The sequence below is a fragment of the Pseudoramibacter alactolyticus ATCC 23263 genome (assembly GCF_000185505.1).
GTDB classification, from domain to species: domain Bacteria; phylum Bacillota; class Clostridia; order Eubacteriales; family Eubacteriaceae; genus Pseudoramibacter; species Pseudoramibacter alactolyticus.
The window spans coordinates 1,833,021-1,855,488 of record NZ_GL622359.1 but is presented as its reverse complement, the minus strand read 5'-3'; the positions used below and the strand labels follow the sequence as shown (position 1 = coordinate 1,855,488).

21 protein-coding genes, 1 tRNA gene and 1 pseudogene are annotated in these 22,468 nt (G+C 52.9%); 5 read left to right on the top strand and 18 right to left on the bottom strand.

The features are described 5' to 3' along the window. Positions 1-14 precede the first annotated feature (14 nt). The 5 genes from HMPREF0721_RS08870 to HMPREF0721_RS08850 form a co-directional block, all read right to left on the bottom strand. Positions 15-2,606 carry a glycyl radical protein gene (locus tag HMPREF0721_RS08870; protein ID WP_040640443.1) on the bottom strand — a complete coding sequence of 864 codons (2,592 nt, stop codon included), beginning with the start codon at positions 2,604-2,606 and terminating at the stop codon, positions 15-17. Between the two features lie 339 nt (positions 2,607-2,945). After that, the gene (locus HMPREF0721_RS08865; RefSeq protein ID WP_006599377.1) at positions 2,946-3,128 is read right to left on the bottom strand and encodes a hypothetical protein; all 183 of its coding nucleotides are present in this window, start codon (positions 3,126-3,128) and stop codon (positions 2,946-2,948) included. A 25-nt stretch (positions 3,129-3,153) separates the two neighbouring features. Next, positions 3,154-3,717 (bottom strand): DJ-1/PfpI family protein, encoded by a 564-nt coding sequence (locus HMPREF0721_RS08860; RefSeq protein WP_040640019.1) that lies wholly within the window; start codon positions 3,715-3,717, stop codon positions 3,154-3,156. Positions 3,718-3,740: 23 nt separating this feature from the next. Further along, positions 3,741-4,271 (bottom strand): hypothetical protein, encoded by a 531-nt coding sequence (locus HMPREF0721_RS08855; protein ID WP_006599375.1) that lies wholly within the window; start codon positions 4,269-4,271, stop codon positions 3,741-3,743. A gap of 1 nt (position 4,272) precedes the next feature. Then, on the bottom strand, positions 4,273-4,632 hold the full coding sequence (locus HMPREF0721_RS08850) for a cupin domain-containing protein (protein ID WP_006599374.1): 360 nt from the start codon (positions 4,630-4,632) through the stop codon (positions 4,273-4,275). 365 nt (positions 4,633-4,997) lie between these two features. Here HMPREF0721_RS08850 and HMPREF0721_RS08845 point away from each other — a divergent pair, with 365 nt between their 5' ends. Then, positions 4,998-6,275 (top strand): sensor histidine kinase, encoded by a 1,278-nt coding sequence (locus HMPREF0721_RS08845; RefSeq protein WP_006599372.1) that lies wholly within the window; start codon positions 4,998-5,000, stop codon positions 6,273-6,275. 7 nt (positions 6,276-6,282) lie between these two features. Then, entirely contained in the window at positions 6,283-7,347 is a 1,065-nt protein-coding gene (locus tag HMPREF0721_RS08840) for a response regulator transcription factor (RefSeq protein ID WP_006599371.1), read from the top strand. A 521-nt stretch (positions 7,348-7,868) separates the two neighbouring features. On the opposite strand, the gene HMPREF0721_RS08835 is transcribed toward HMPREF0721_RS08840, so the two are convergent. The 12 genes from HMPREF0721_RS08835 to HMPREF0721_RS08780 form a co-directional block, all read right to left on the bottom strand. Beyond that, positions 7,869-8,294: an Hsp20/alpha crystallin family protein gene (locus HMPREF0721_RS08835; protein ID WP_040640441.1), complete on the bottom strand. Its 426-nt coding sequence runs from the start codon at positions 8,292-8,294 to the stop codon at positions 7,869-7,871. A gap of 287 nt (positions 8,295-8,581) precedes the next feature. After that, positions 8,582-9,649: an ATP-binding protein gene (locus tag HMPREF0721_RS08830; RefSeq protein WP_006599368.1), complete on the bottom strand. Its 1,068-nt coding sequence runs from the start codon at positions 9,647-9,649 to the stop codon at positions 8,582-8,584. A gap of 340 nt (positions 9,650-9,989) precedes the next feature. Then, positions 9,990-10,550 carry a biotin transporter BioY gene (locus tag HMPREF0721_RS08825; RefSeq protein ID WP_006599367.1) on the bottom strand — a complete coding sequence of 187 codons (561 nt, stop codon included), beginning with the start codon at positions 10,548-10,550 and terminating at the stop codon, positions 9,990-9,992. Positions 10,551-10,697: 147 nt separating this feature from the next. Further along, complete coding sequence (locus tag HMPREF0721_RS08820; protein ID WP_040640018.1) at positions 10,698-11,015, bottom strand: hypothetical protein; 318 nt, start codon at positions 11,013-11,015, stop codon at positions 10,698-10,700. A gap of 107 nt (positions 11,016-11,122) precedes the next feature. Beyond that, entirely contained in the window at positions 11,123-13,432 is a 2,310-nt protein-coding gene (locus tag HMPREF0721_RS08815) for an ABC transporter permease (RefSeq protein WP_156788723.1), read from the bottom strand. Positions 13,433-13,437: 5 nt separating this feature from the next. Beyond that, positions 13,438-14,139 carry an ABC transporter ATP-binding protein gene (locus HMPREF0721_RS08810; RefSeq protein ID WP_006599363.1) on the bottom strand — a complete coding sequence of 234 codons (702 nt, stop codon included), beginning with the start codon at positions 14,137-14,139 and terminating at the stop codon, positions 13,438-13,440. A gap of 15 nt (positions 14,140-14,154) precedes the next feature. After that, positions 14,155-14,382, bottom strand: a complete 228-nt coding sequence (locus tag HMPREF0721_RS08805) for a phosphopantetheine-binding protein (RefSeq protein ID WP_040640440.1) — start codon at positions 14,380-14,382, stop codon at positions 14,155-14,157. Positions 14,383-14,403: 21 nt separating this feature from the next. Then, a complete protein-coding gene (locus HMPREF0721_RS08800; RefSeq protein WP_006599361.1) occupies positions 14,404-15,420 on the bottom strand; it encodes a 3-oxoacyl-ACP synthase III family protein in 1,017 nt (338 codons plus the stop codon). Positions 15,421-15,439: 19 nt separating this feature from the next. Next, on the bottom strand, positions 15,440-16,666 hold the full coding sequence (locus HMPREF0721_RS08795) for a radical SAM/SPASM domain-containing protein (RefSeq protein ID WP_006599360.1): 1,227 nt from the start codon (positions 16,664-16,666) through the stop codon (positions 15,440-15,442). 3 nt (positions 16,667-16,669) lie between these two features. Continuing rightward, positions 16,670-17,260: a TetR/AcrR family transcriptional regulator gene (locus HMPREF0721_RS08790; protein WP_006599359.1), complete on the bottom strand. Its 591-nt coding sequence runs from the start codon at positions 17,258-17,260 to the stop codon at positions 16,670-16,672. A 157-nt stretch (positions 17,261-17,417) separates the two neighbouring features. After that, positions 17,418-17,494 (bottom strand) — tRNA-Arg (locus HMPREF0721_RS08785). 136 nt (positions 17,495-17,630) lie between these two features. Beyond that, on the bottom strand, positions 17,631-18,656 hold the full coding sequence (locus HMPREF0721_RS08780) for a YeiH family protein (protein ID WP_006599358.1): 1,026 nt from the start codon (positions 18,654-18,656) through the stop codon (positions 17,631-17,633). Between the two features lie 184 nt (positions 18,657-18,840). On the opposite strand from HMPREF0721_RS08780, the gene HMPREF0721_RS08775 reads away from it, so the two are divergent. Together HMPREF0721_RS08775 and HMPREF0721_RS11560 are read left to right on the top strand one after the other, a co-directional pair. Beyond that, positions 18,841-19,740, top strand: coding sequence for a LysR family transcriptional regulator (locus HMPREF0721_RS08775; RefSeq protein ID WP_006599357.1), 900 nt, complete (start codon positions 18,841-18,843; stop codon positions 19,738-19,740). Positions 19,741-19,838: 98 nt separating this feature from the next. Then, positions 19,839-20,276, top strand: coding sequence for an Rrf2 family transcriptional regulator (locus HMPREF0721_RS11560; protein WP_083798163.1), 438 nt, complete (start codon positions 19,839-19,841; stop codon positions 20,274-20,276). A gap of 56 nt (positions 20,277-20,332) precedes the next feature. Here HMPREF0721_RS11560 and HMPREF0721_RS12450 read toward each other — a convergent pair. Further along, positions 20,333-21,055, bottom strand: a pseudogene (locus HMPREF0721_RS12450) (HAD hydrolase family protein); the annotation flags it as partial. Between the two features lie 175 nt (positions 21,056-21,230). On the opposite strand from HMPREF0721_RS12450, the gene HMPREF0721_RS08760 reads away from it, so the two are divergent. Further along, on the top strand, positions 21,231-22,424 hold the full coding sequence (locus HMPREF0721_RS08760; RefSeq protein WP_006599355.1) for a bactofilin family protein: 1,194 nt from the start codon (positions 21,231-21,233) through the stop codon (positions 22,422-22,424). Positions 22,425-22,468: the final 44 nt, after the last annotated feature.

Sequence of the window (22,468 nt, the reverse complement as noted above, 5' to 3'; positions counted from 1 at the left end):
TCCAATCGTTTTACTTATTCGAATGTCTGTTCTGTCCGGGCAATGATGTCATCCTGAACGTCCTTGGCAAGCACGACGAATTGTGCCGAATAGCCGGCGACGCGGACGATCAGATCCTTATGCTGTTCCGGATGCGCCTGCGCTTCAAGCAGGGACTCTCTGTTGACGATGTTGAACTGGATATGATAACCCTTGTGATCGAAGTAGGCGCGCACCAGTGCCGCGAAGCGCTTGAGACCTTCGTCACCGGCGACGGCCGACGGCAGCAGCTTCTGGTTGAGCAGGGTCCCATTCCCGAAGTCCAGGGCGTCGATGGTCGCGGAGGACGCATTGGCTGCGGTCGGCCCGCTGACGTCAAAGCCGTGGCGCGGCGAAATGTTGTCGGACAGCGCCGACTGTGCCAGGCGGCCGTCCGGCAGAGCGTCGACATCGCGGCCCATCCCGACGTTGGCAGAAACGGTGTAGCAGCCGGCGTGATAGATCCCGCCGCGGGGGTTCTTCTGGCCGTGAACTTCGCTGGAATAGATTTTGGTGACGCGGCGGCCGAGCAGGTCGACTTCCGGAATGTCGTTGCCAAAATGCGGTGCGCTCAGCATTTGCTTATGAATCTTATTCCACTTGGCAAGCTGATCGCTGCCGGCGGATGCGCCGGTGACCACCGGTTCGCCGCCGTTCAGCGCCGATAGATCAATCGCGTTGCTTTCGCCCAGCACCGACTGAACCACTTCCCAGACTTTCTGTTCCATCGCGGAGCGGGTGCTGCCGCCGCCGGCGGATGCCGGAGCGGTGCCGCAGCCCTGTTCCCGGTCGGAACCCGTCGGGTTGAAATTCGGATCGACGGTGTAGCCAAAGTTGTTGTCGATGGCGTCCATCATTTCCGCCATGGTGTATTTGTGATCTTCAAAGACGTTTTGCTTCACGGCGACGAAAGAGTCGATGACGTCCGCGGTCCCGAAGGCCTGCGGCCCGGTAAAGTTATACTTCGCGGCTCCTTCCTGAACGGATTTTCCCTTGTCGAGACAGCCGTCCACCAGCGCGGATTCGAAGGGCATCGGCATGTTCATCATGTGGGCGTAGTCCACACAGTTGTCAGATTCGACCAGGTAATGCACGAAGAATTTCATCTGTTCTTCATAAGCCTTGACAAAATCCTCGAAGGTTTGCATTTCGGTCATTTCGCCGGTCTTCGGCCCGAGCTGCTTGCCGCGGCTCTTCCCGTTGTGCAGGGTGATATCGAGCACCTTGCAGCAGTTGAAGAAAGCGGCGTCGTGCCAGCCGTCGGCCTTATGCTGGGGCTGCGGCTCGACACAGCCGATCGGCAGCCAGTCGCGGGCATCCTCGAGGCAGACGCCGTCGTTTTCGAGCATCGGGATCGCAACTTCATCGGAATACATCGCCGGCAGGCCGTGACCCAGACGAACCACTTCGCAGGCGCGGAGCAGGAATTCATCCGGCGTGCCGTCCCAGTAACGAATGGACATCGATGGCTGGGGCAGCCCGACATGGGCAATGGCATCCAGCTGCATGTAGGAAACGTCGTTGGTGGCATCGAGCCCTTCCGGCGTCTGACCGCCGGCGCACATGTTCTGGAAGATCGCGTATCCGGCAAAGAGCTCGTCGGAAATGGCGTCGCGGGTTTTGTTCAGGTCGTTGAGCTTGATAAAGATGCAGTCTACCAGTTCCTGGGCAAAGTCGCGGTCGATGGTGTCGTTCTGGTAATAGGGATACATATATTGGTCGAAGCGCCCCGGCGAAATGGAGTGTCCGGAGGATTCGAGATGCATGATCAGCTGCACAAACCAGAAAGCCTGGCAGGCTTCCCAGAAGTTCTGCGCCGGTTTTTCCGGCACATTCGCGCAGTTCTGAGCGATCTGCAGAAGCTCTTTCTTGCGCTGCGGGTTGATTTCGGTCTGGGCCATTTCGAGGGCCTTTGCCGCGTAGCGGTGCGCGAGATTAATCGCCGCGTTATAGGTGATGATCACCGCATCGTAAAACTGGGTCTTGACGATGGTTTCCGGATCTTCCGGATCGAGGGCCGCTTTCTTTTCGGCCGCTTCCTTGACGATGCCGGAAAAACCGACTCTCAGCACCTTGCCATAATCAACGCAGACGTGGCCGATCCCCCCAAAATAATAGTTGCCGACGGTGAAAACCCCTTCCGCCTGACATTCGAGCGCTTTATCGGACATCAGCGAATGGGCGAGATCCGAGTTGGTTTTGCCCGGCCAGTATTTGAACACTTCCGACAGACGGCGCTTGGTGTCCTCCGGAATTTCAAACGGGTCGCATTTGCGGGTCGCCATGGTGTCAAATTCGGCTTCGACCCAGTCGTAAGAAAATTCAGGATAAATCTGGCAGCCGCGGTCCGTGACGGTCAGCGCGCCGACGATCAGTTCCCCCGGACGAATCGTCACCGGAATGCCGTTAAAGATCGCTTCATTCGCGCGGGCATTACGAATCACCGGTGTCGCACCTTCATACTTTTTGTACGCTTCGGTGAGCAGCTCCGCACGGTCCGCTTCAACCGTCGGCATCGCGTCGATGATGCGCGCTTTAAGCTGTTTAATGCGATCAGTCGGTTCGCTGAATCCTTTTGCAATAGCCATATTAGCCTCCTCATAAAAAATTGATTTTTGGTCAAGCTTTTTTGCTTGAGAAAAAACGCCATCCACGCAGGTCGTCATTTCTGTTTTCATTATACGATGGGAGCGAAAAGGGCCGAGAACACCCTTCAAACCATTTTTTTGCATTTTTAAGACCCTTTCTGTATTTTTATGACCCGCGCCGAAACTTTTTTGCACTTTTCTTTTTTCCGATCCCTTTATGCCGGCCGACGGCTTTTTCCGCCATTCAAAAAGCCCCCCGACACAATCCGTCGGGGAGCTTTCGCATTGGCCGTTGCCCGTAACGCTTGGCTTATCTGTGCCGCACATCACGGCCGCTGATCATCCACGCTTTTCCCGGGTCACGCACATCCCTTCAAACACCCGGGTATAGTCGATGGGAATATGGATATCCGCCGCCGGATCACCGGCGCGCACCGCTTCCACCATGCGAATGGTCCGCTCGGTTTCGGCCTGGGGGATGCCGCTCTCCCGCATCAACCGTCTGAACGTCACTTCATCCATCGGCCTTCCTCTCTTTCCGCCTCGCTCACGCGCCGAATTTTGCAATAAAAGCTTTTAAAATCGCCGTATTGCCCGGCCAGGCCGGCGATGTCACCAAATTGCCGTCGGTCACGGCCTCATCTGCCGCTGCCTCAATATAGGTGCCGCCGGCCAGGACGATCTCCGGCGCCACCGCCGGGTAGGCCGTGAGCCTGCGCCCGTCAAGAACGTCAGCGGCCGTCAAAATCTGAATGCCGTGGCAAATGGCCGCCACCGGCAGATTATGCACCATGAACGTCCGGACAATCTCAATCACCCGCGCATCCAGACGCAGATACTCCGGCGCGCGGCCGCCGGTGAGATAGAGCCCGTCATAATCAGCGCAGCGCACCGCCTCGAAATCTTTGTTCAACGCAAACCGATGCCCGGGCATCTCCACATAAGTCTGATCGCCGAGAAAATCGTGGATCGCCGTTTTTATGGTTTCCCCCGCTTTTTTGTCCGGACAGACCACGTCCACCGCAAAACCGCAGACGCTCAGCGCCTGATAGGGCACCATCACTTCGTAATCCTCGGCAAAATCGCCGGCGATCATTAAAATTTTTTTCATTTTCCCTTCCTTATCGGCTGTCCTCAATCCGGCATCAGCATATCCGTCACCTGACCGATGTATTGACGGTGGGGCGCTTCCTCCGCATAAAACCCCGCGACCACGTCGACGGGAATGCGGTTGATATCTAAATCCTGGGCGTACAACTTTTGGCACACCAGGGTCAGCTTCGCTTCCCGGAACGTTACCGTCCGGCCGCCGGCCGGCAGATTCACCGCCTCCGGCGTGAGCTGCGTCGCCGCCACCTTGTCGCCGTCCCGGCCGCTGAGGGTGCCGAGGGTCATCAGATCCCTGTGATACGCCGCATCAAAAAAGCTAACCGTGAACATCTCGTTCGCGTTGAGATAGCCGAAGGTGTGCCGGACGGGCTTCACATATACCGTGACGACAGGCCTGGTCTGGCCGGGCTTGCCCCAGATGGAACCCATGGTCCCCCAGCCGATGGTCATGGTGTTGAAATCTGCCGGCGTGCCTGCCGTCACCAATCCCCAATCTTCGTCAAACAATTTAAACGGATTGATCTTCAGCGCTTTAAAATCCTGAGAATGCCGCATCTCACACCTGCCTCGGCTGATCATCGTAATAAATCAGCGCCATGAATACCAGATTTCCGTTATAAGGATTAGCGATGCCGTGGCACTGCCCCGGCACGATCACGCAGCAGTCCCCGGGCACCACCGGCGTTACCGATCCGTCGTTATCGGTAAAGTCGCCGACGCCCTCCACGATAAAATAAGGCTCTGTTTCACCGGTATGGGTATGGACGCCGATGGACGTTCCCGGCGGCAGCGTCACCCGGGCATACATCTTCGCGTGACCCATGAGCTCCCGCTCGCTCGCGATGTGATCGATATAAATCGTGCCCTTGCCGCCGGCCAGGCCGGTCACCGCCTCCCGCTGTGTCTTTCGAATCATGGTCTCCCCCTTTCCCTGCGCGGCAGCGTTATCGGTCGCGCTTTTTGTCTTGCTTTAACCAATGATCGGCTGCCGATCGCCGTGTGATTTTATTTTATCACGTGCGCCCTCTTCAAAGATGCAGATTCCAAACCGTCGGCCAGTGAATTTCAAACGCGCCGCTGTTTTTACATTTTTCCCACCGATTTTATCCCTAAAGATAATTTTTGGCTTTTAAAACCTTAATTTTTTACCATTCATTTAAAATTTTTACAGGAATTGATAGAATTTTGCCAATTTTTTGTCTGTTTTTTACTGAGCAACTGGAATTTTTTGTCGACTGTGCTATAATGAATTGAGATTAAAAGTAGGAGACGTTATCATCCATGGCGAAGACGCAAACCAAATCTTCTTCCATTTTGAGCATTTCAGATGTTTTTGATATGGAGGTGCTTCAAAAAATTCAGGACGCCTTTTCGGCGGCGACCGGTGTGGCCGCGATCATCGTCGACTACAAAGGCAACCCCGTTTTGGAGTACAGCAATTTTACGGACTTTTGCACCAATATCCGCAAAATTCCAGAATGCTACGAACACTGCATGCGCTCTGACGCCGACGGCGGGATCGAATCGGTGCGCACCGGCAAGCCGGCCATCTATGTCTGTCACGGCGGTCTGGTGGACATGGCCGTGCCCATCATGGCCAAAGGCAACTACATCGGCGCCATCCTCGCCGGACAGGTGCAGATTCCCAAAGAGGAAATGGCCAAATTGCCCATGGGCTCTCCCGGCAAGCTCACCAACCTTTACGGCCGGCAGGATCTTGCCCGCATGCGCAGCCAGGTGACCATGACCACCCTTGAGCGGGTGCAGGCCGCCGCCGATCTGCTCTTTACCATTGCCAATTACCTGGTAGAGCGCCAACTGATCGTCGTCATGCAGCGGGAACTTAACGAAGCCAACATGGAACTTATGGAGGAAATCAACCGTCGCAGCGACATGGAAAGCGCTTTGCAAAAGGCCAACCTCAAGGCGCTGCAGGCCCAGATCAACCCCCATTTCTTTTTTAACGTGCTCAATACCATCGGCCGTCTGGCCATGATCGAAGGGGCGAACCAAACCCAGGATATGGTCTATCGTTTCTCCGATTTGCTGCGTTACACCATGCGCCGGGATGAAAACGATTTTGTCACCCTCCAGGAGGAAATCCGCCATGTACGCAACTATCTGCACATCCAAAAGGTGCGCCAGGGCGACCGCTTGACCTACGACTTCGACATCAGTAAGGAACTCAAAACGGTGCTCTGTCCTTTCATGTCCATTCAGCCCTTTGTCGAAAATGCCATTAAATACGCGGTAGAAGCCCGGGAAAACGGCGCCCATATCAGCGTCAGCGCTCATCTGTCCGGCAACGATGTGGAAATTCACGTCATCGACAACGGCGTCGGCATCGCCAGCGAGCGCATCGATGAGCTCCTCGACGAAGAGCGCCACATCGAGAGCAAAAAGGGCATGGGCATCGGCATCCGTAACACCAACAAACGCCTGAAATATTATTACGGCCCCGATTACGGTGTCACTTTCAATAAAAACATCACGTCCGGCACGGATGTTATCATCACCATTCCCCAGAAGCGCATGCCGGGAACAGCACCAAAGAAATGAGGTAACCATGTATAAAGTTTATATCGTCGAGGACGAACACCTTGAACGAGAAGCCCTTAAAATGATCTTAGACAACCAAGCGCCCGATGTGGAAATCGTCGGCTCGGCTTCCTCCGGGAAAGTCGCCCTCGAGGGCATCGCGGAGACCAATCCGCAGATCATTTTAATGGATATCAATATTCCGGAGATCAACGGCATTGAGGTGCTGCGCCGGGTAAAAAAAGCCGATCCCGCCAAAAAAGTGATTCTCATCACCGCCTTCAACGAGTTTGATTTTGCCCATCAGGCCATCAAGGCCAAGGTTGACGATTTGCTGCTCAAGCCCATCCGCGCCGAGCAGCTGCTCGAATCCATTAACCAGGCCATCAAGGCCCTACAGGCCAATACCCGCAGTGCCATCGACGAAAAACTCAACGAAGTGATTTACACCGTCGTCCACCAAAAATATGCCCGATGCCGCCAGGCGCTGACAGCTTATCTGGATCTGCTTTACAATCACTATGGCTACGACTTGCTTTCGGTGCAGGACGAAATCCGCCACTTTATGAACGAGCTGGACCGCATCGCCAAGGACAGCTGTGATTACGACATCATTTCGCCCCTCAGCGGCGGTACCGGCCACCAGCATTTTGTGCAAAGCTACCAAAACCGCTACGATCTGAAAATTGAGATCATGAAGGCCATCGACAAGATTTTTGACAAGATGACGGAAAACAGCCCGGAACACAAAAACACCATCGACGATATTCTCAATTACATCGACCGCAACGCCCAAAACGACGTTTCCCTCGAGCAGGTCGGCGAATACGCCAACATGAGCTCCTATTATCTTTCCAAGATCTTCAAGAAGGAAACGGGCATGAACTTCGTGACCTACTTGACCAATCAGAAAATCGAAATCGCCAAGGACATGCTCATCAACACCGATATTCCTATCATCAACATCGCACTGGACCTTTCCTATCACGAGCCCAATTATTTCAGCAAAGTTTTCAAGAAAAACGTCGGCATGACCCTGACGGCCTTCCGCCGGAAATTCCGTAAAAAAGAAGCTCAGAGCCGGGATGCGTGACCGGACAGGGGGTTATCATCAAATTTCAATCACACTCAAAAAGACCGCTTTCGCGGTCTTTTTGAGTGTATGGTGTGCATGGAGGACTATTTCATCAGTCACTAATTCGACGACCGAGGATCCAAACATTTTTCGGATCACGATTCAGCCGCTTTAAATTTTCAGCTGCACCCAGCATTTCGCGCACACGGGTCGGTTTCCGATATAGACGTTTGAGTTCTGCACCTTTGCAAGTCATTGTGTTACCTTCTTTCTGAATGCTAAGGTTGATCGCCCGGATACGGTTGCCGATTCAAGCGGTCAACGAATCCTTATTTAATGCTATCTGCAGTATAAATCTATCAAACTACTTCTTCTTTGATTTAAATCAAAAATATCCTCTTTTTTGAAAAATTTTCAACCAATGTTATTTTTTCGGCGCGCGAATATTTTTTGTCATTCGCATGCCGCCGCGGCCGCCAAATAAAAAATCCCAACACGATTGCGTTGGGATTTTTCCGTGAAGAAGAGGAAAAAAGAACTCAGCCTTCAATCTCGATCCTATGAGCGGTTTCGACCTGCTGTTGATCCACTTTCGGAATGGTCAGGGTCAAAACCCCATCGGCCATGCTGGCGTGGATATCTTCCTGTTTGACCCCTTCGCCCAAATAAAACTGACGCTGATAACTGCCATAGTAGCGTTCTCTGCGAACGTACTTGCCGCTGTCGTCCTTTTCGTCGTTGGCATTTTGAGCCTTGGCGGAAATCGTCAGATAATCCTGATTCAATTCGATGCGAACATCTTCTTTTTTAAGGCCCGGCAGATTCACCTTCAGTTCATAGCTGTCATCATTTTCCTTAACGTCCGTTCTCATGAGCTTCGATGAATCCCAGTGGCTGAAAAAGTCACGATCAAATGTGTTCATCAGATTATCAAAAATATTTTCACCAAAAATTGTCGGTAACATGGTCATCAAACCTCCTTTAGAATGGTGTTATCGCATTGGCCTTCAGGACTTCTTTCCTGATTGCAAAATCATTATAGATCGTTTTATTAGCAGTGTCAAGAGATGAGTGCTAATTTCGTTTTGAATTTAAGTTCATTTTAATATTTTTGATATTTTGTTTATATAGTTATGATGACGATTTATGATAAATTTCCTTCCTGTCACCACTCATAAGGCAAATAATGATCGATCGCATTGATCAACTGCGCCAGCCGCCATTTCAAAAGCGGCCCTGGTATTTTTTGATATTATGCATTCACTTTCACAAAAGCGGCAAAGCGCGGCAGGGACAGCGACACATAGCCATATTGGCGGGTATCCAAAAGGCCCCTCTCTTTAAGTCTTTGGCGATAAACCGAAAATTTATTAGACGGCATCCCGCTGGTCTGCCGGATGGCCTGCACCTTGATGTTGTCGGCATCATCCTGTTCCGCAATGGCGCGGAGAATCTTCCGGTCTTCATTGGAAAGTTCGCTCCAAATTTTACTATAAACGGCCTCGCTCAAAATCTGATCGTAACGCGACCGAATCTCCGGCAGGCGGCGGATGTCAATCTCCCCGAGTTCCCAGCAGATATACCCCAGCACCTGAAAGGCAAAGGGATATCCCTTGGTCATCTTCGCCATCTGGATCGCCGTGGCTTCATCAATGTTAAAAACCCGGCGGTAGGCATCCCGGATGGCGCCGAGATCCAGCGGATCCAAAAAGATTTTCGGCGCCCGGTAAAGAAAGGTCAGATTTTTCTGATCCTGAAGATTTTTGATATTTTCGTATAAGCCGGTCATTAATAAAAAGATCGGCTGTTCGTTTCCGATGAGCAGCTGAAAGGCGCTGGCCAGTTTTCGGATCTGTTTGGTGTTGGTCACTTCGTCGATGGCGATGAGCACCTTTTGATGACGCGACGCGATCGCCGTCAGCATCTCCTCAATGGCGTTGAGCGCGGTCATGGCCGGCGACTGATTTTCGACGGTCACGCCGATGCCGAGGACATGAACGGCCACGTCGGCTTTTAAAAATGTCTGATGCACCTTTTGATGATGATACAAATTGGCGCACAGCGTCGTCACAAGATCATCCTCATCCGGACTGAGGCGAATGACAATCCATTCATCTTTGCGATCCAATTCATTGGCAATGCCGGCCATCAGCACCGTCTTCCCGGAGCCGCGCACTCCCGTAATAACAAACAATTGCTCGGTCACCGGCGCCAGCGTGAAGGTCTCAATGATTTTCTGCGACTGATTCAGCCGGGAAATATAATGGGCGGGTTTGCGCCCGAAGGACAACGTGAATGGATTTTTTTGATAAGCCGCCATTTAAAGCTCCTTTCTTTATATAGCTTTTATAGCTTTCCAAAGTTTTTATAAGTTTTTATTATTTTTATAACTTTACCATTATTTTATAGGTTTTTATAACTTTTTTCAACACAAAAATAACCCATCCGGATCTCGGGCTCCCGACATCTGAATAGGCTTAATCAAACCGATCGATACGCGCCATAAAGCTGCTGAGGCGGCGCGCCCCTGCTGTTTATACGCTAAATCATAAATGCTTGCGAATAATCCCAGGTGCCGGATCGGCGATATCCCGCCCTTCATCTCCGGGCAACGCAACGATCGCGTCAATCTGCGGCAGCCGACGCCTGCCCTTTTCGGCTTATGATTTCTTCGCGTACGTGATGACGCCGGCCTTGTCCAATCTTTCTCTAAGCCGCGGGCCGACGATGGCCGCAACCACCATCTTTGCCAAATCCTCCAAGACGAACGGCATCACGCCGACGGCGAACGCCGAGGCCAGACGCATCCCGGCACTGTGTGAAAGCCATAATGTTCCGAGAAGATACGGAATACAGGTCGCTAAAAACATTCCCGCAACGCATAGAATCCTATTTTGATAATAATTGTCCAAAACCCATCCTGCCAAAACCGTCATGAATATAAATCCTACAAGGTATCCCCCGGTCGGCCCCACAATCTTTTGAAGCCCGCCTGTGAATCCCGCAAAGACGGGAAGCCCCACAAGCCCCAAAAGCATATAAAGTAAAAAGGCGATCGTTCCCCGTTTCATTCCCACGATATACAGCGCGAGGTATATGGCAAAATTCTGCAGCGAAACCGGAACCGGCCCGATCGGAATGGATAATGGCCCAAGAATGCAGATGAACGCCGTCATCAGCGCGATAAACGTCAAATTTTTCGTGTTATCAGTGATTTTCATCTTAATTTCCTTTCAAATATCCAAATGTCATTTCATCACTTGATTCAATTTATTCAATGGAGCCTTCGAGCTTTGCATTATCGGCATCGGCTTTTGCGGTCTATTTTGAATCGATCGGTCAGAGCCTCCGCGTTGCCTCACGCCGTTTTAAAGACCTGAGTGAGAACCCAAGATTGGCGAGCATGGCACCGGAAAACCACGCTCGTCAATTCCGGCGTGATTATAACGGAATTGCGCACAGAAATTGCAATCCTCGCCGCAACCTCCGCTCTTGCCGTGGACAATGGGACAAAGATCCCCATTATCGCCACAGAGTGCCTTGCGAATCCGATCCGCACCGGCCGTCGCCTCTCCAAGCTCCGCCTGCAAAAGATTCGGCGTTCCGTCCTCTTTTTCGAGCGCGGCCGATGCCGTTTTTAAACGCCGTCCCGCTATAATCTCATCTGCCAATTTATCCAATGTCAAAATGTTCCCTCCCAAATTGCGGTGTCGGTTTTAATTATATCTCTAAAATTCGCCGCCCGTCTATGCCAATCATAAAGCTGATAACTTTTTCATCCCGTTGCACTTTTTTATTCGACGGACTTGAGCGATTCGACCATATCAAGTCGGGCCGCTTTCCCGGCGACCAACAAATTGACAAGAAAGGCGCACCCCATCGAAATGGTCGAGGCCATCATAAAAGACGCCGCACTTAAATACGGGGAATAGACCGTGGTCGATGTCGAGATGGCCTTCACGTACACGCCGAGAAATTGATAACCCGCGACGACGCCGAGCACCCAGCCGATGACGATATTCATCCCGTTATTTTTCAAAATCAATTGCCTGATTTCCGAATGGGTGGCGCCCAGAACCCTCAACGTAGCATATTCCCGATATCTTTCCGCAAAATTTAAAAGCCCGAGATTATAGAGGATCACGACGCTCAGAACGACGGCGGCCGCCAGCAGCAAGATGACCACTCCCTGAACGCTCTTTAAAACCTTTTCCGCATCCGCCAGCTGATCGTTTAGTTTGACCGCTTGCCCCATGCTTGGTATTTTTTCGATTGCACGGACATTTTTGTTCTTTCCGATCAATAATTCGTTGGGCACAAAGGCACTGCCCGTCGCTTCCCAGGCCTTTTTCGACAGGTAAACCCCCTGCGGGGACGGCACGTCAACGATGCCCGCGACCCGCACCCGAATAATTTGCTGATAATGTGCCAGAACATTGATCGTGTCGTTTTTCTGAACCCCCAGCTCGGTTGCCGCACGGCGCGAGAGCAGGGCCCCGTGGTCCGGCAATTTGACGGGCCGGCCCCCGCGGCCGCGCAGCGTCAAATAAAATCCAGTATCGAACACAAAGACATTTTCCGAGCGGATCGCGCGTCCACTTTGAATTTCGCAGCCGTTTTCGCTGGCCCATTGATCCTCCCCTCGCAGCAGCCTTTCAGCCGCCGCTTTCTGCTCCGGCGTCATCGTCGGCGCGACCTTTATTTTTTCATGATACGAATATTGGGCGCCGTATATTTTTCGATTCGTGATCGTGATCGTATCCTGCAAACCAAAGCTCGCCATCAATAACACCATGCTGCCGAGAACTCCAATGATGCCAATGAGCGTCCGCGTTTTATTTTTGGCCATATCCCGCAGCGCCCACCGCCAGTCAAAGCTGAGCGCTTTCCAAAGGCCCGGTATCTTTTCAATAACGACCTGCCGGCTCCCGCTTTTCATTTCGTTGCGCAGGGACTCCGCCGGCATTTCTCTGACAATCGACCGGCTGGACAGCCACGCCGCCAGCGTGCAGATCCCGACGATTAAAAAAATAATCGCGATTGAATAATACGTGTTGCTTTCCCGCCACCGGGGCATACTGTAAAATTCCTTTTGCAAATTCAAAAGCACCGGCGTCACTGTATACGGAGCCGCAAGCCGCCCCAATGCGGCGCCCAGACTGCTAACCGTCAGCCCGTACAGCGCATAATGCGCCTTGATCTGAAAATTCGTGAATCCCAGCGCCTTTAAAACGCCGATCTGCGGCCGCTGCTGCCAAACGATGCGCTTCATAGTTGTATAAATCGTCAGCAGCGCCAGAAGAAAGAAAATGATCGAAAACAGGACCGACATCTTTTTGATCTGCTGTATTTTATTGAGATAGGCCGAGACAGCCGTCACCTCTTCCCGGTTCATGCTGTTTGTGTATTTATCGCCCAGCGCGCTGCGGATGTCTGATTTTAACTGCGTCTGCGCTTTTCCCGCCGCAGTGGTTTTGATCTGAATCTGATTAAAGCACAGTTTTCTCCCCGTTAACCGGTTTAGGGTATCCGGGGAAACCAGGCCGTAGGTATCCTTGGCGTGATCGGGAACCAGCGGCGAACGCGTTCCGGTATAGTTAATGTATTTCGGATGATAAATCAATCCGCTGACTTTCTCCTCAACGCTTCTGCCGTCGCTGTACAATGTGATGGTATCGCCCGCGTACACATGTCTTTGCGCGGCATAGTCTTTGTCCAGCCAGATCCCCGGACCATCTGCATCATAGCTTTTGCCGCTGATAACCTTCGGCTTCGACAATTGGTTTTTGTTATTGGCCACAAGTTGAATCGTACGGTTTTTTTGATAATCCAGATACGCATTTTGAACGACCGATAACTGCGCGCTGTCAATTTTTTTGATTTTTTCAATCTCGCGGACATCCTCGCTGTCCAAAAATTGGCCCGTCACCCAGATATCGGCCAGACGGGTCTCTTTAAAATAAGCGTCCGCTTCGACCTGCATGCCGTGCCACACGCCCTCGATGCCGGCATAAATGAGCATGCCCACAAAGCACATCATCAAAATAGACAAAAACTGTGCTCTCAGCCGCCACACGTCGCGGCACATTTTCTTAAAAAGCATTTTCGTCACCATTGTATTTCATCGACCTTCAGCGGTCTCGGATTGGTTTCCATCGCCTCGATTTTCCCATCCTTCAGGTGGAGCACGGCATCCGCGCACCGGGCAATCGCAGCATTGTGCGTGACAATGATAACAGTTTTCTGATAAGTTTCGGCCATATCCATCAGCAACGTCAAGATCGCCCTGCCCGTCGCGCTGTCCAATGCGCCGGTCGGCTCGTCACACAGCAAAATATCTGGATTTTTGCACAGGGCCCTCGCGATGGACAGGCGCTGCATCTCCCCGCCGGAAAGCTCCGCCGGAAAATGCCTTTTCCGATCTGCCAGCCCCACGCGTGCGATCATCTCGCCGGCATCAAACGCGTGATGCGTCATCTTTTCGACAATGCTGATATTCTCGAGCGCGTTCAGCGACGGAATTAAATTATAGAATTGAAATACAAAGCCGATTTTCTGCCGGCGGTAAATCGTCAGCGCTTTCTCCGACAAGCCGGAAATATCCTCCTGAAACACTTCAATTTTCCCTGATGTCGGATGATCCATTCCCCCCATTAAATTCAATATCGTACTTTTCCCCGAACCGCTCGGTCCCAAAATGACCGTTACCTTCTGCGGCTCGATACCAAAGCTGACCTGGTCCAGCGCCTTGACGCTTCCCCGGCCCACCTGATATTCCTTGGACACCTTATCAAATGCGATTGCCTTCAATTCCGTACCTCCATTTTATTTGCCGGATAATGCTTCGATGACGCCGACGACGTCGCCGATATTCTCCATGGCTTCCATCTTTTCTTCCGGGATGACAATATCAAAGGCATCCTCTATTTCCACCACCATTTCGACCATATCCAAACTGTCGAGGTGTAAATCCTCGATTAACCGCGTATCCTCGCGAAGCTCAACATGATCCAAATTATAATTCTCGCCTATCAAATCCCCGAGTCTTTCCATCACGTCCACGATCAACCTCCTTTACCACTTCATGATAACGACAGCGTGCTGCCACTGCGTGTTCTCCGCGGCATAAATCAACACGCGATCGTTTTCCTTTATCTGGTTTGCCTTTACCGCTCGATCGATGGTCAGCGGGATGGCCGCGTTGATCAGCGCGCCGCCCTCCCCGCCGCTTAAAATTTTGTGCGCATCGATTTCCGGGAATGCGCATAAAACCTTTTGGCGGATTTTTTCCGATTCAATTGGCATGATAAACGCATCGATCTGATCCATGGCCACTTTTTGCCGATCCTTCAGCCGGCCCAGCGTATTGATCAGCGCTTCCGACAAATATTTTTCACTGACGCCGCCCTTTTGATAGACCGCCCAATCATCTTCCGGAACCGCTTCATTCGGATATGGAAAACGCGAGCCGCCGATTGTCATCGACGAGCCGCTGACAACATCCGCATGATCCGAAACCATTTCAGAATATAAAATGCCGCGATCCTGCACATCGGCCAAAACGACCGCGCCTGCCGCATCGCCGAAAAACATGTGGTTGAAGACGGTTTTGATGCCGGCCGTTTTTGCCGGCAGCATCGTAAACCGCGAAGATATGGCATCCGCGCCGACCACCAGCACCCGGTTCGCCTTTCCCGTCTTGACGGCGGCATCCGCCACCGTCAATGCCGTGCCGAATCCCGCGCAGCCAGACCGGATGTCGACACCTGCACAGCGGTCAATTCCCATGCGTTTTTGCAATAATGCAAAAGAGGGCGGCAGCAACATTTCCGGCGAGCATGACGAATAGATTATCATGTCCACATCATTGGGATCGAGCCCCGCTGAAAGGATGGCTCGCCGGGATGCTTCTTCAGCCATATCCAGATTGGAATGCAGCCGTTCGCCCGTATCGGGGACCGTGGCCTGATAGTGCTCATGGTGCGCCAGCAGCCGGCCGGCCGCCACCGCTTTCTTGCCATATTTTTTTATAAACGCTTCGTCTTTGACGACCGGCGGACAAAAACTTCCCGTTCCGATTATGCTCGTCATTCTTTCTTTCCCCCATTCTTTATTTTAAGTTAAAACAGTCAAACAGCGCCGCCCGGCGCTTTGACTTGGCGCAGCGACAGGCGACCTGGGCGGAATCTTCAACGCCCAACGGCGTGACGCGCGTATCCACATCCATCCCCGACATGGCCCTGCCCGAAAGCTTACCGTAGCAAATTCTTCCGGATTTCGGGAAATAGCGCTTCATCTCTTCAAAAATATCTTTCAGATGCTTCTTTCGGATATTGCCAAAGGACAGGGGAACCGCGACACACGGCGTAACCAGGCCGTCGTTATTGATCGAAATATAATTGGCGCCCGCGCTGCAGCCCAGATAATCGGGGCTTTCAAATTCACAGAAATTTAAAATACCGGGAAATGAAATATCCTTTTCATATTTTTTCTTGATGTTTTTAATATATTTAATCGCATCTGAATAAATGCGGCTGACGCGCCGGCCTTCCAAATTTCCCTGCGGAATGGGAAGAATAATTCTGATTTCATTCAGCCCCAGCGAGCTGACCAGTCTGAAATAAGTCGTCAGTTTTTCTTCATTCAATAAATTTTCAGTGATGCAAACCGTCACGGCCGTATAAACGCCGGATGAAACCAAACACTGGATGGCCTTGACGGCTTCCTCATATGCGTGGCCGTAATGTCGCATCGCGTTTGCCGCATCTTCAAGGTAGTGATCCAGGCTGACGATAACCCTCGTCACGTTTGTCGATTGAATAAATTCGGCAAAATTTTTGTCTATCTGGTGGCCTGTGGTATAAAGCTGTCCTTCCATGCCTTCCGGAATCAATTTTAAAATATCCCGAATGTCTTCCCGCAGCATCGGCTCTCCGCCCGTGATCCCCACAGTGGCCGTCCCTAATGCGTAAAGCTCCCCCATCACGCGTTCAATTTCCTTTAACGACAGATCTTCCCGTTTATCTTTTATCCGAAAGCAATGCCAACAATTGCAGTGGCATTTCCCCGTCACCACGATATCCGCCTGAATCGGGATTCTGGTATTGTCTTTTACAATTTTCTTGCCGCCCAAAATAAAACGCGTCCATGCCTTTCCCGGAAAGGACGGATAAAAGCTGTTGATAAAAAAACGCTTTTTTTGCGCATCATAATGGAATCTTTCGCCATGCTTATTGATAAAATGAGCAATCTGACGGCTTTCCCGCTCCAAATTCCGGACGGACATGGCAGATTCAATGCGATCGTTCAAATCGGAAAAGACCTTATGCTGACTCATGGATTAACACTCCTTTATTTCAAGTATTCGAACAAAAAGACCAATGAAAATCTTTCTGTTATCTGTCATAAATTGAATCTTTCGATCTGCCGGAACGGCATTTAAAACCTGTATCATCCCGCTGACACAAAAATGTGAAACCAAATCGGGAGCCTCGCAGCTCAATTCCCCGTTCTTTTTTCCTTCTTTTATAATCTGACTGATATAGGGAATAAGTTTCCCGCCGACATCCAATATGATTTTCTCGTGAACTTCGCCGCCTCCCGCGTTTTGGATTTCCAAAAATAAAGCCTTTTGCTGCTGCGCCGCGTCGATAAAAAAATCATAAATGACCATCAGTTTCTGAATGGCCGATATATCCTGATTGACCAATTCTCGAATCCTGCAGAAAATTTTCGTCCCGTATTCCACCGCGACCGCTTCCATCACGTCTTCTTTTGATTTGAAATAATAATAAAACAATCCCTGTGCAACGCCGACCGCGCCGACAATGTCCTTTATCTGGGTTCTTTTGTATCCCCTTTCAACAAATAAACGCTTTGCCGTTTGGACAATTTCTTCTTTTCTTTCTTCCGGTTTCTTTGTCGTTCTCATCCGAAGCTCCTTCAATTTTAAAAATTGACTGACTTAAGTCAATAAAATGGTAACACAAATCAATTATTAAATCAAGCAAACACTTAGCGGAACCTTTCTATGCACAAAACGCGCAATAAAAAAGCAGGTCCTTAGACCTGCGACATACCTTACAAAGTGGTGCGCCAAAAGGGATTCGAACCCCTGCCCTTTCGGTTCGTAGCCGAACGCTCTATCCAGCTGAGCTATTGGCGCATCAACCTTACTCGATCTATTATAGCAGGAAATCGCGATAAATCAAGAAAAATCTCAAAAAAATCCAAATTTAACGCCAAACACCGAAAAGGACGCATTGGCGCCCCCCTTCCGGGCATCGGCTTCGCCCCGCCGATTACCAAAGCCCGGTGAGATGCTGCATGAGCAGGCTCATCGCGGCAATGCCCACCCAACAGCAAAACCCCAGCAGAATCGGCTTGCCGCCGCTTTTCACCAGCTTCACAATATCGGTATTCAAGCCGATCGCCGACATCGCCAGCACGATAAAGAATTTGCTCAAGGTCTTCAGCGGGTTGAAAACCGCCGCGTCCACGCCGAAGTGCACACAGACGGTCGTGATGAGCGAGGCGATCACAAAATACAAAATGAACATCGGAAACGCCCGTTTAAAACTGAAGCTATTATCTTCGTTTTGCTCCCTGCGCGCCCGATGCAGCGCCAGCACCAGGGTGATCGGGATGATGGCCAGCGTCCGCGTGAGCTTCACCGTGACGGCTTTGTCCAGCGTGGCGCTTCCCAGATGGTGCATGCTGTCCCAAACAGAGGCCGTCGCCGTCACCGAGGAGGTGTCGTTCACCGCGGTCCCCGCGAAAATGCCGAAGGCTTCGCTGCCATGGGCAAAACCGATGAGATTGCCCAGCGTCGGGAAAATCAGCGCCGCGATCAGGTTAAATAAAAAGATCACGGAAATCGCCTGGGCCACCTGCTCGTCGTCGGCGTCGATCACCGGCGCCGTCGCCGCAATGGCCGATCCCCCGCAGATGGAAGAGCCCACGCCAATCAGCGTCGCAATCTTGCCGGGGATGTGAAAAGCCCGACTGAGCGCAAAAGCCAGCACCAGCGACGTGGCGATGGTCACCGCGATGATCGGCAACGACTGACGCCCGGTCTCGAGCACCACGCTCAGGTTCAGACCGAAGCCCAGCAAAATCACCGCGTACTGCAGCACCTTTTTCGACACAAAGCCGATCCCCGCGTTCAAAGCCGATTTATCTCTGATCAACAGCGTGACGATCATCCCCAGCAAAATCCCAATGACCGGGCCGCCCACAATCGGAAAGGCCTGCCCCAGAAACCAGCTGGGCAGCGCGATCGCCAGGCAAAGCAAAACGCCGCGGCTATGTTCTCGAATCCAATCCATCGTTGTCCCTCCAAATTTTCTCTTTGTTTTAAATCCAGTATAATCGCAATTTTTCAAAAGATAAAATAATAAATATTGATTTAATCATCAATAAAATTTATGATAATCACCACAACCCCTTTGGCCGCATCCTGGGCATCGGCTCGAACAGACCGATAACGCCCTATTATATTCGGAGGACACCATGCTCGATTTTAAAATTTACACCTTTCTGAACGCCTGCGAAACGCTGAATTTTTCCAAAACCGCCGAGACCATGCACATCACCCAGCCGGCCGTCTCTCAGCAAATCCACGCCCTTGAGGCCGAATTCGGCGAAACGCTCTTTTCCCGGGAAGGGAAAAAACTGCAGCTGACCGCCGCCGGACGTATCCTGCGCGACGCGATGACAACCATGTGCAACGACGAAGCCCGGATCCGCACCCGGATTCGGGAAAGCCGTCCGGGCCGTCACCGGCTGACCTTCGGCGTGACGATGACCATCGGCGAGTTTGATCTCATTGCGCCCATGGCCGCCTTCATCCACCGTCATCCCCACACGGACCTGCGGGTGCGCTACGGCAACACGCAAAAGCTCCTCGCCGATCTGAACCACGGCCGCATCGACTTTGCCGTGGTAGAGGGGTATTACGATCCCGGCTATTATGAAAAGCGCGTCTACCGCAGTGTGCCCTATATCCCCGTGTGCGCCGCCGGCCATCGCTTTGCCCGACCCATTCGCGCCACCCGGGATCTACTCGGCGAACGCATCCTGATCCGGGAGACGGGCTCGGGCACCCGTGCCATACTGGAGCGCAGTCTGGCCGTCATGGGGCTGGCCGTCACCGACTTCGCCCATTTTGTCGAGGTTGGCAATATGCACGCCATCATCGCCCTGCTCGAACGGGACTGCGGCATCTCCTTTCTCTATCAAACCGCGGCGGAAGAGGCCCTGGCCCGCGGCACGCTGCGCACCATTCCCCTGACAGACTTTAAAATCAACCACGATTTCACCATCCTGTGGAACCGCCACTCCGTGCTCTCGGATCAGATCGAGTCCGTCAGCCGCGAACTGGTCGCCGCCCCCAGCGCGCGCCCGGACTGATTTTTCCCTGTAACCATTGCGGCAACATCTCCCTTTTGATACAATAAATCCCATCAATAAGCACGATCGCCGGCACCGCCGGCGCAAAGGAGAACGCTATGCCCTTTTCATCCCGAACCACCATTGCCACCCACGTCCTGCTGGCGATCGTTACCTTTGAAGGCCAAGCCAAAACCACATCCAGCTTTCTTGCCGGCAGCGTCAATGTCAATCCGGTGATCATCCGCAATATTTTAGGCCAGCTTAAGCGCGCGGGCCTGGTGCAGGTGGAAGCCGGGATCGGCGGCGCCCGTCTTTTAAAGGCGCCGGAAACCATTACCCTGCTCGACATCTTTAACGCTGTGGAAGGCCGCGACAAACCGCTGTTTCACTTTCACAAAAATCCCAACCCCGACTGCCCGGTGGGACGCAATGTGCACGCGGTCCTCGACGATAAACTGACAGCAGCCGCCCGGGCCATGGCGGCGAGCCTGGCCGCGACCACCTTAGCCGATCTGCTGACCGATTTGGATACCCGACTTGCCGCGCAGGGCTGATCGGCAGCCTCTTTTGCCGCCGCCACACCGTTGCCCATGGCTACCCCGATGCCGGCAAAAGCCAGCATCTCGAGATCGTTGGGGCCGTCTCCAAAGGCAATTGTGTCCGCCACATCAGCGTCCATCGCCGTCAAAAGCTCCTGCATCCCCGCCGCCTTGCTCACATCGCGCAAGGTAATCTCACCGGCGTGCTCGTCCGCCGGCTCCAAGCTGCTGGGCGTCGCCGTCAGTCCCAATGGCGCCAGCGCCGCATCCATTGCCCGGTGATCCATCGGCGCGTTGCAATACACCAGACACTCCGTCTCGCCGTAATGCGCCGCATAGACCGTCCGGTCGGGATCGATGCGCATCGGACCAATGGCCTCGCGAATCGCCGCCACCAGCGGACGGGCGGGATCCGTTTGGAACAAGCGAAACCGTCCCAGAGCCGGCACCGCATCCGGCGTCAAAACGCCGCCTCCGGCCGTCTGCAGCAGCATGGGCACATCCTTCTCATTGAGCATGGCCACCAGCGGTGCCAGCCGCCGCTCCCCGAAGGTGTGGTGGGCCACCTCCCTGCCGTCCAAAATAACGTGGCTGCCCGCCGCACCGACCATGCCGTCAAAGCCGAAGACTTTCAAAAAAGGATAAATCTGGGACCGGCTGCGCCCAGTGCAAAGAATCAGGCGATGCCCCGCCGCCCGGGCCGCGCGCAGCGCCTTCGCTGCAGACGCCGGCAGCTGCCGATCAAAATTCACCAGGGTGCCGTCGACATCAAAAAATAAAATTTTATGACGCATGGTTCGCCTCTTTCATTTCGAATTTTCTGCACCGCGGCAGAACGTTCCCTATTATAGCAAAATCGGGCGTCAAAGTGCAACGGCGCCAGCTTAATCGCATTTGACTTCTTCCGCCTATCATGATAAGCTTGACTAAATTTCTTTAATTTAAATTTATGAATTCAGAGGAGGTCTTATGAAACATTTAAAGCCCCGTCCGATTTTGGCCGGCTTGGCCATTTTGGCCATTGGCCTCACCCTTGCCGTGCCGGTTTTCGCGGCAGCCGACACCGCCGACAGCGCCGGCAATGTCTTCAGCAATGAGCTGACAGGCGATGTCCGCAACGATTTGTTCACAACTGACGCCAACGTTGCCCTGGCGCATCGGCAGATCGGCGGCGATCTCTTCGCGGCCGGCCAGTCGATCAGCGCCGACAGCGTCCACATCGGCGGCTCGGCCTTTGTTGCCGGCAGCACCGTCACCCTGACGAACACCCGCATCGACGGCAGTCTGCGTGCCGCCGGTCAAAACCTGAACCTGCATCAGGTGACGGCCCGCCACAATATCACCGTTGCCGGGCAAGGCGTCACCGCCGACCGCAAAACCAAGGCCGCCGGCTTTTACGCCAGCGGCCAGGATGTCACCTTTGCCGGCAAGGCCCAGGCCGCAAACCTCGCCGGCGAAACCGTCACCTTTAACGGTCAGGTCGACGGCGACGTCACCCTGGACGCCGAAACGGTGATCATCGGCGCCGACGCCAAAATCACCGGCACCCTGAAGGTAACTGCCAAGCAACGCCCCACCATTCCCAAGGGCGCCGCTGTCGGCAACATGACCTTCCATAAGGCCGATAACGACCGCAGCGCACAGCAGCTTGCCCACGCAGCCGCCGCCAAGAAGGGCCGTGCCATTGTGTACTGGCTTTTGGCCTCGGCCCTGATGGCCATTTTGATCGCGGTATTTGCCACTCCGGCATTAAATAATGCCGTCCGCCTCACCCGGGAAAAGAAATGGCAGCCCATCGTGCCGGGCCTCGTCGCTTTGCTGCTCATCGTGCCGGCCGCGCTCATTGCCTGCCTGACCTTCATCGGCATTCCGGTGGCTGCCTTTGCGCTGCTGAGCTTCGCGGCGCTGATTCTGCCGGCCAACGCCTTTACCGGCGCCGCCTTCGGCCGACTCATTTTCCCGAAGCAAAACCATTGGCTCACGGCGATTCTCGGCGCCTGTGCGCTCTCCCTGCTCGAGCAGATTCCCGTGATCGGCCCTGTGCTGATCTTTGCATCCTGCGCTTATCTCACCGGTACGGTCCTGCTTTGGATGTGGGCCCATCGCCTGCGCAAACGGCCGTCCGATGCGCCGAAGATCCCCGGCAATCCGTCCGATCTTTAAATCTGACCCAAAAGCGTCGTTTTCCCCTTTGGGAAAGCGGCGCT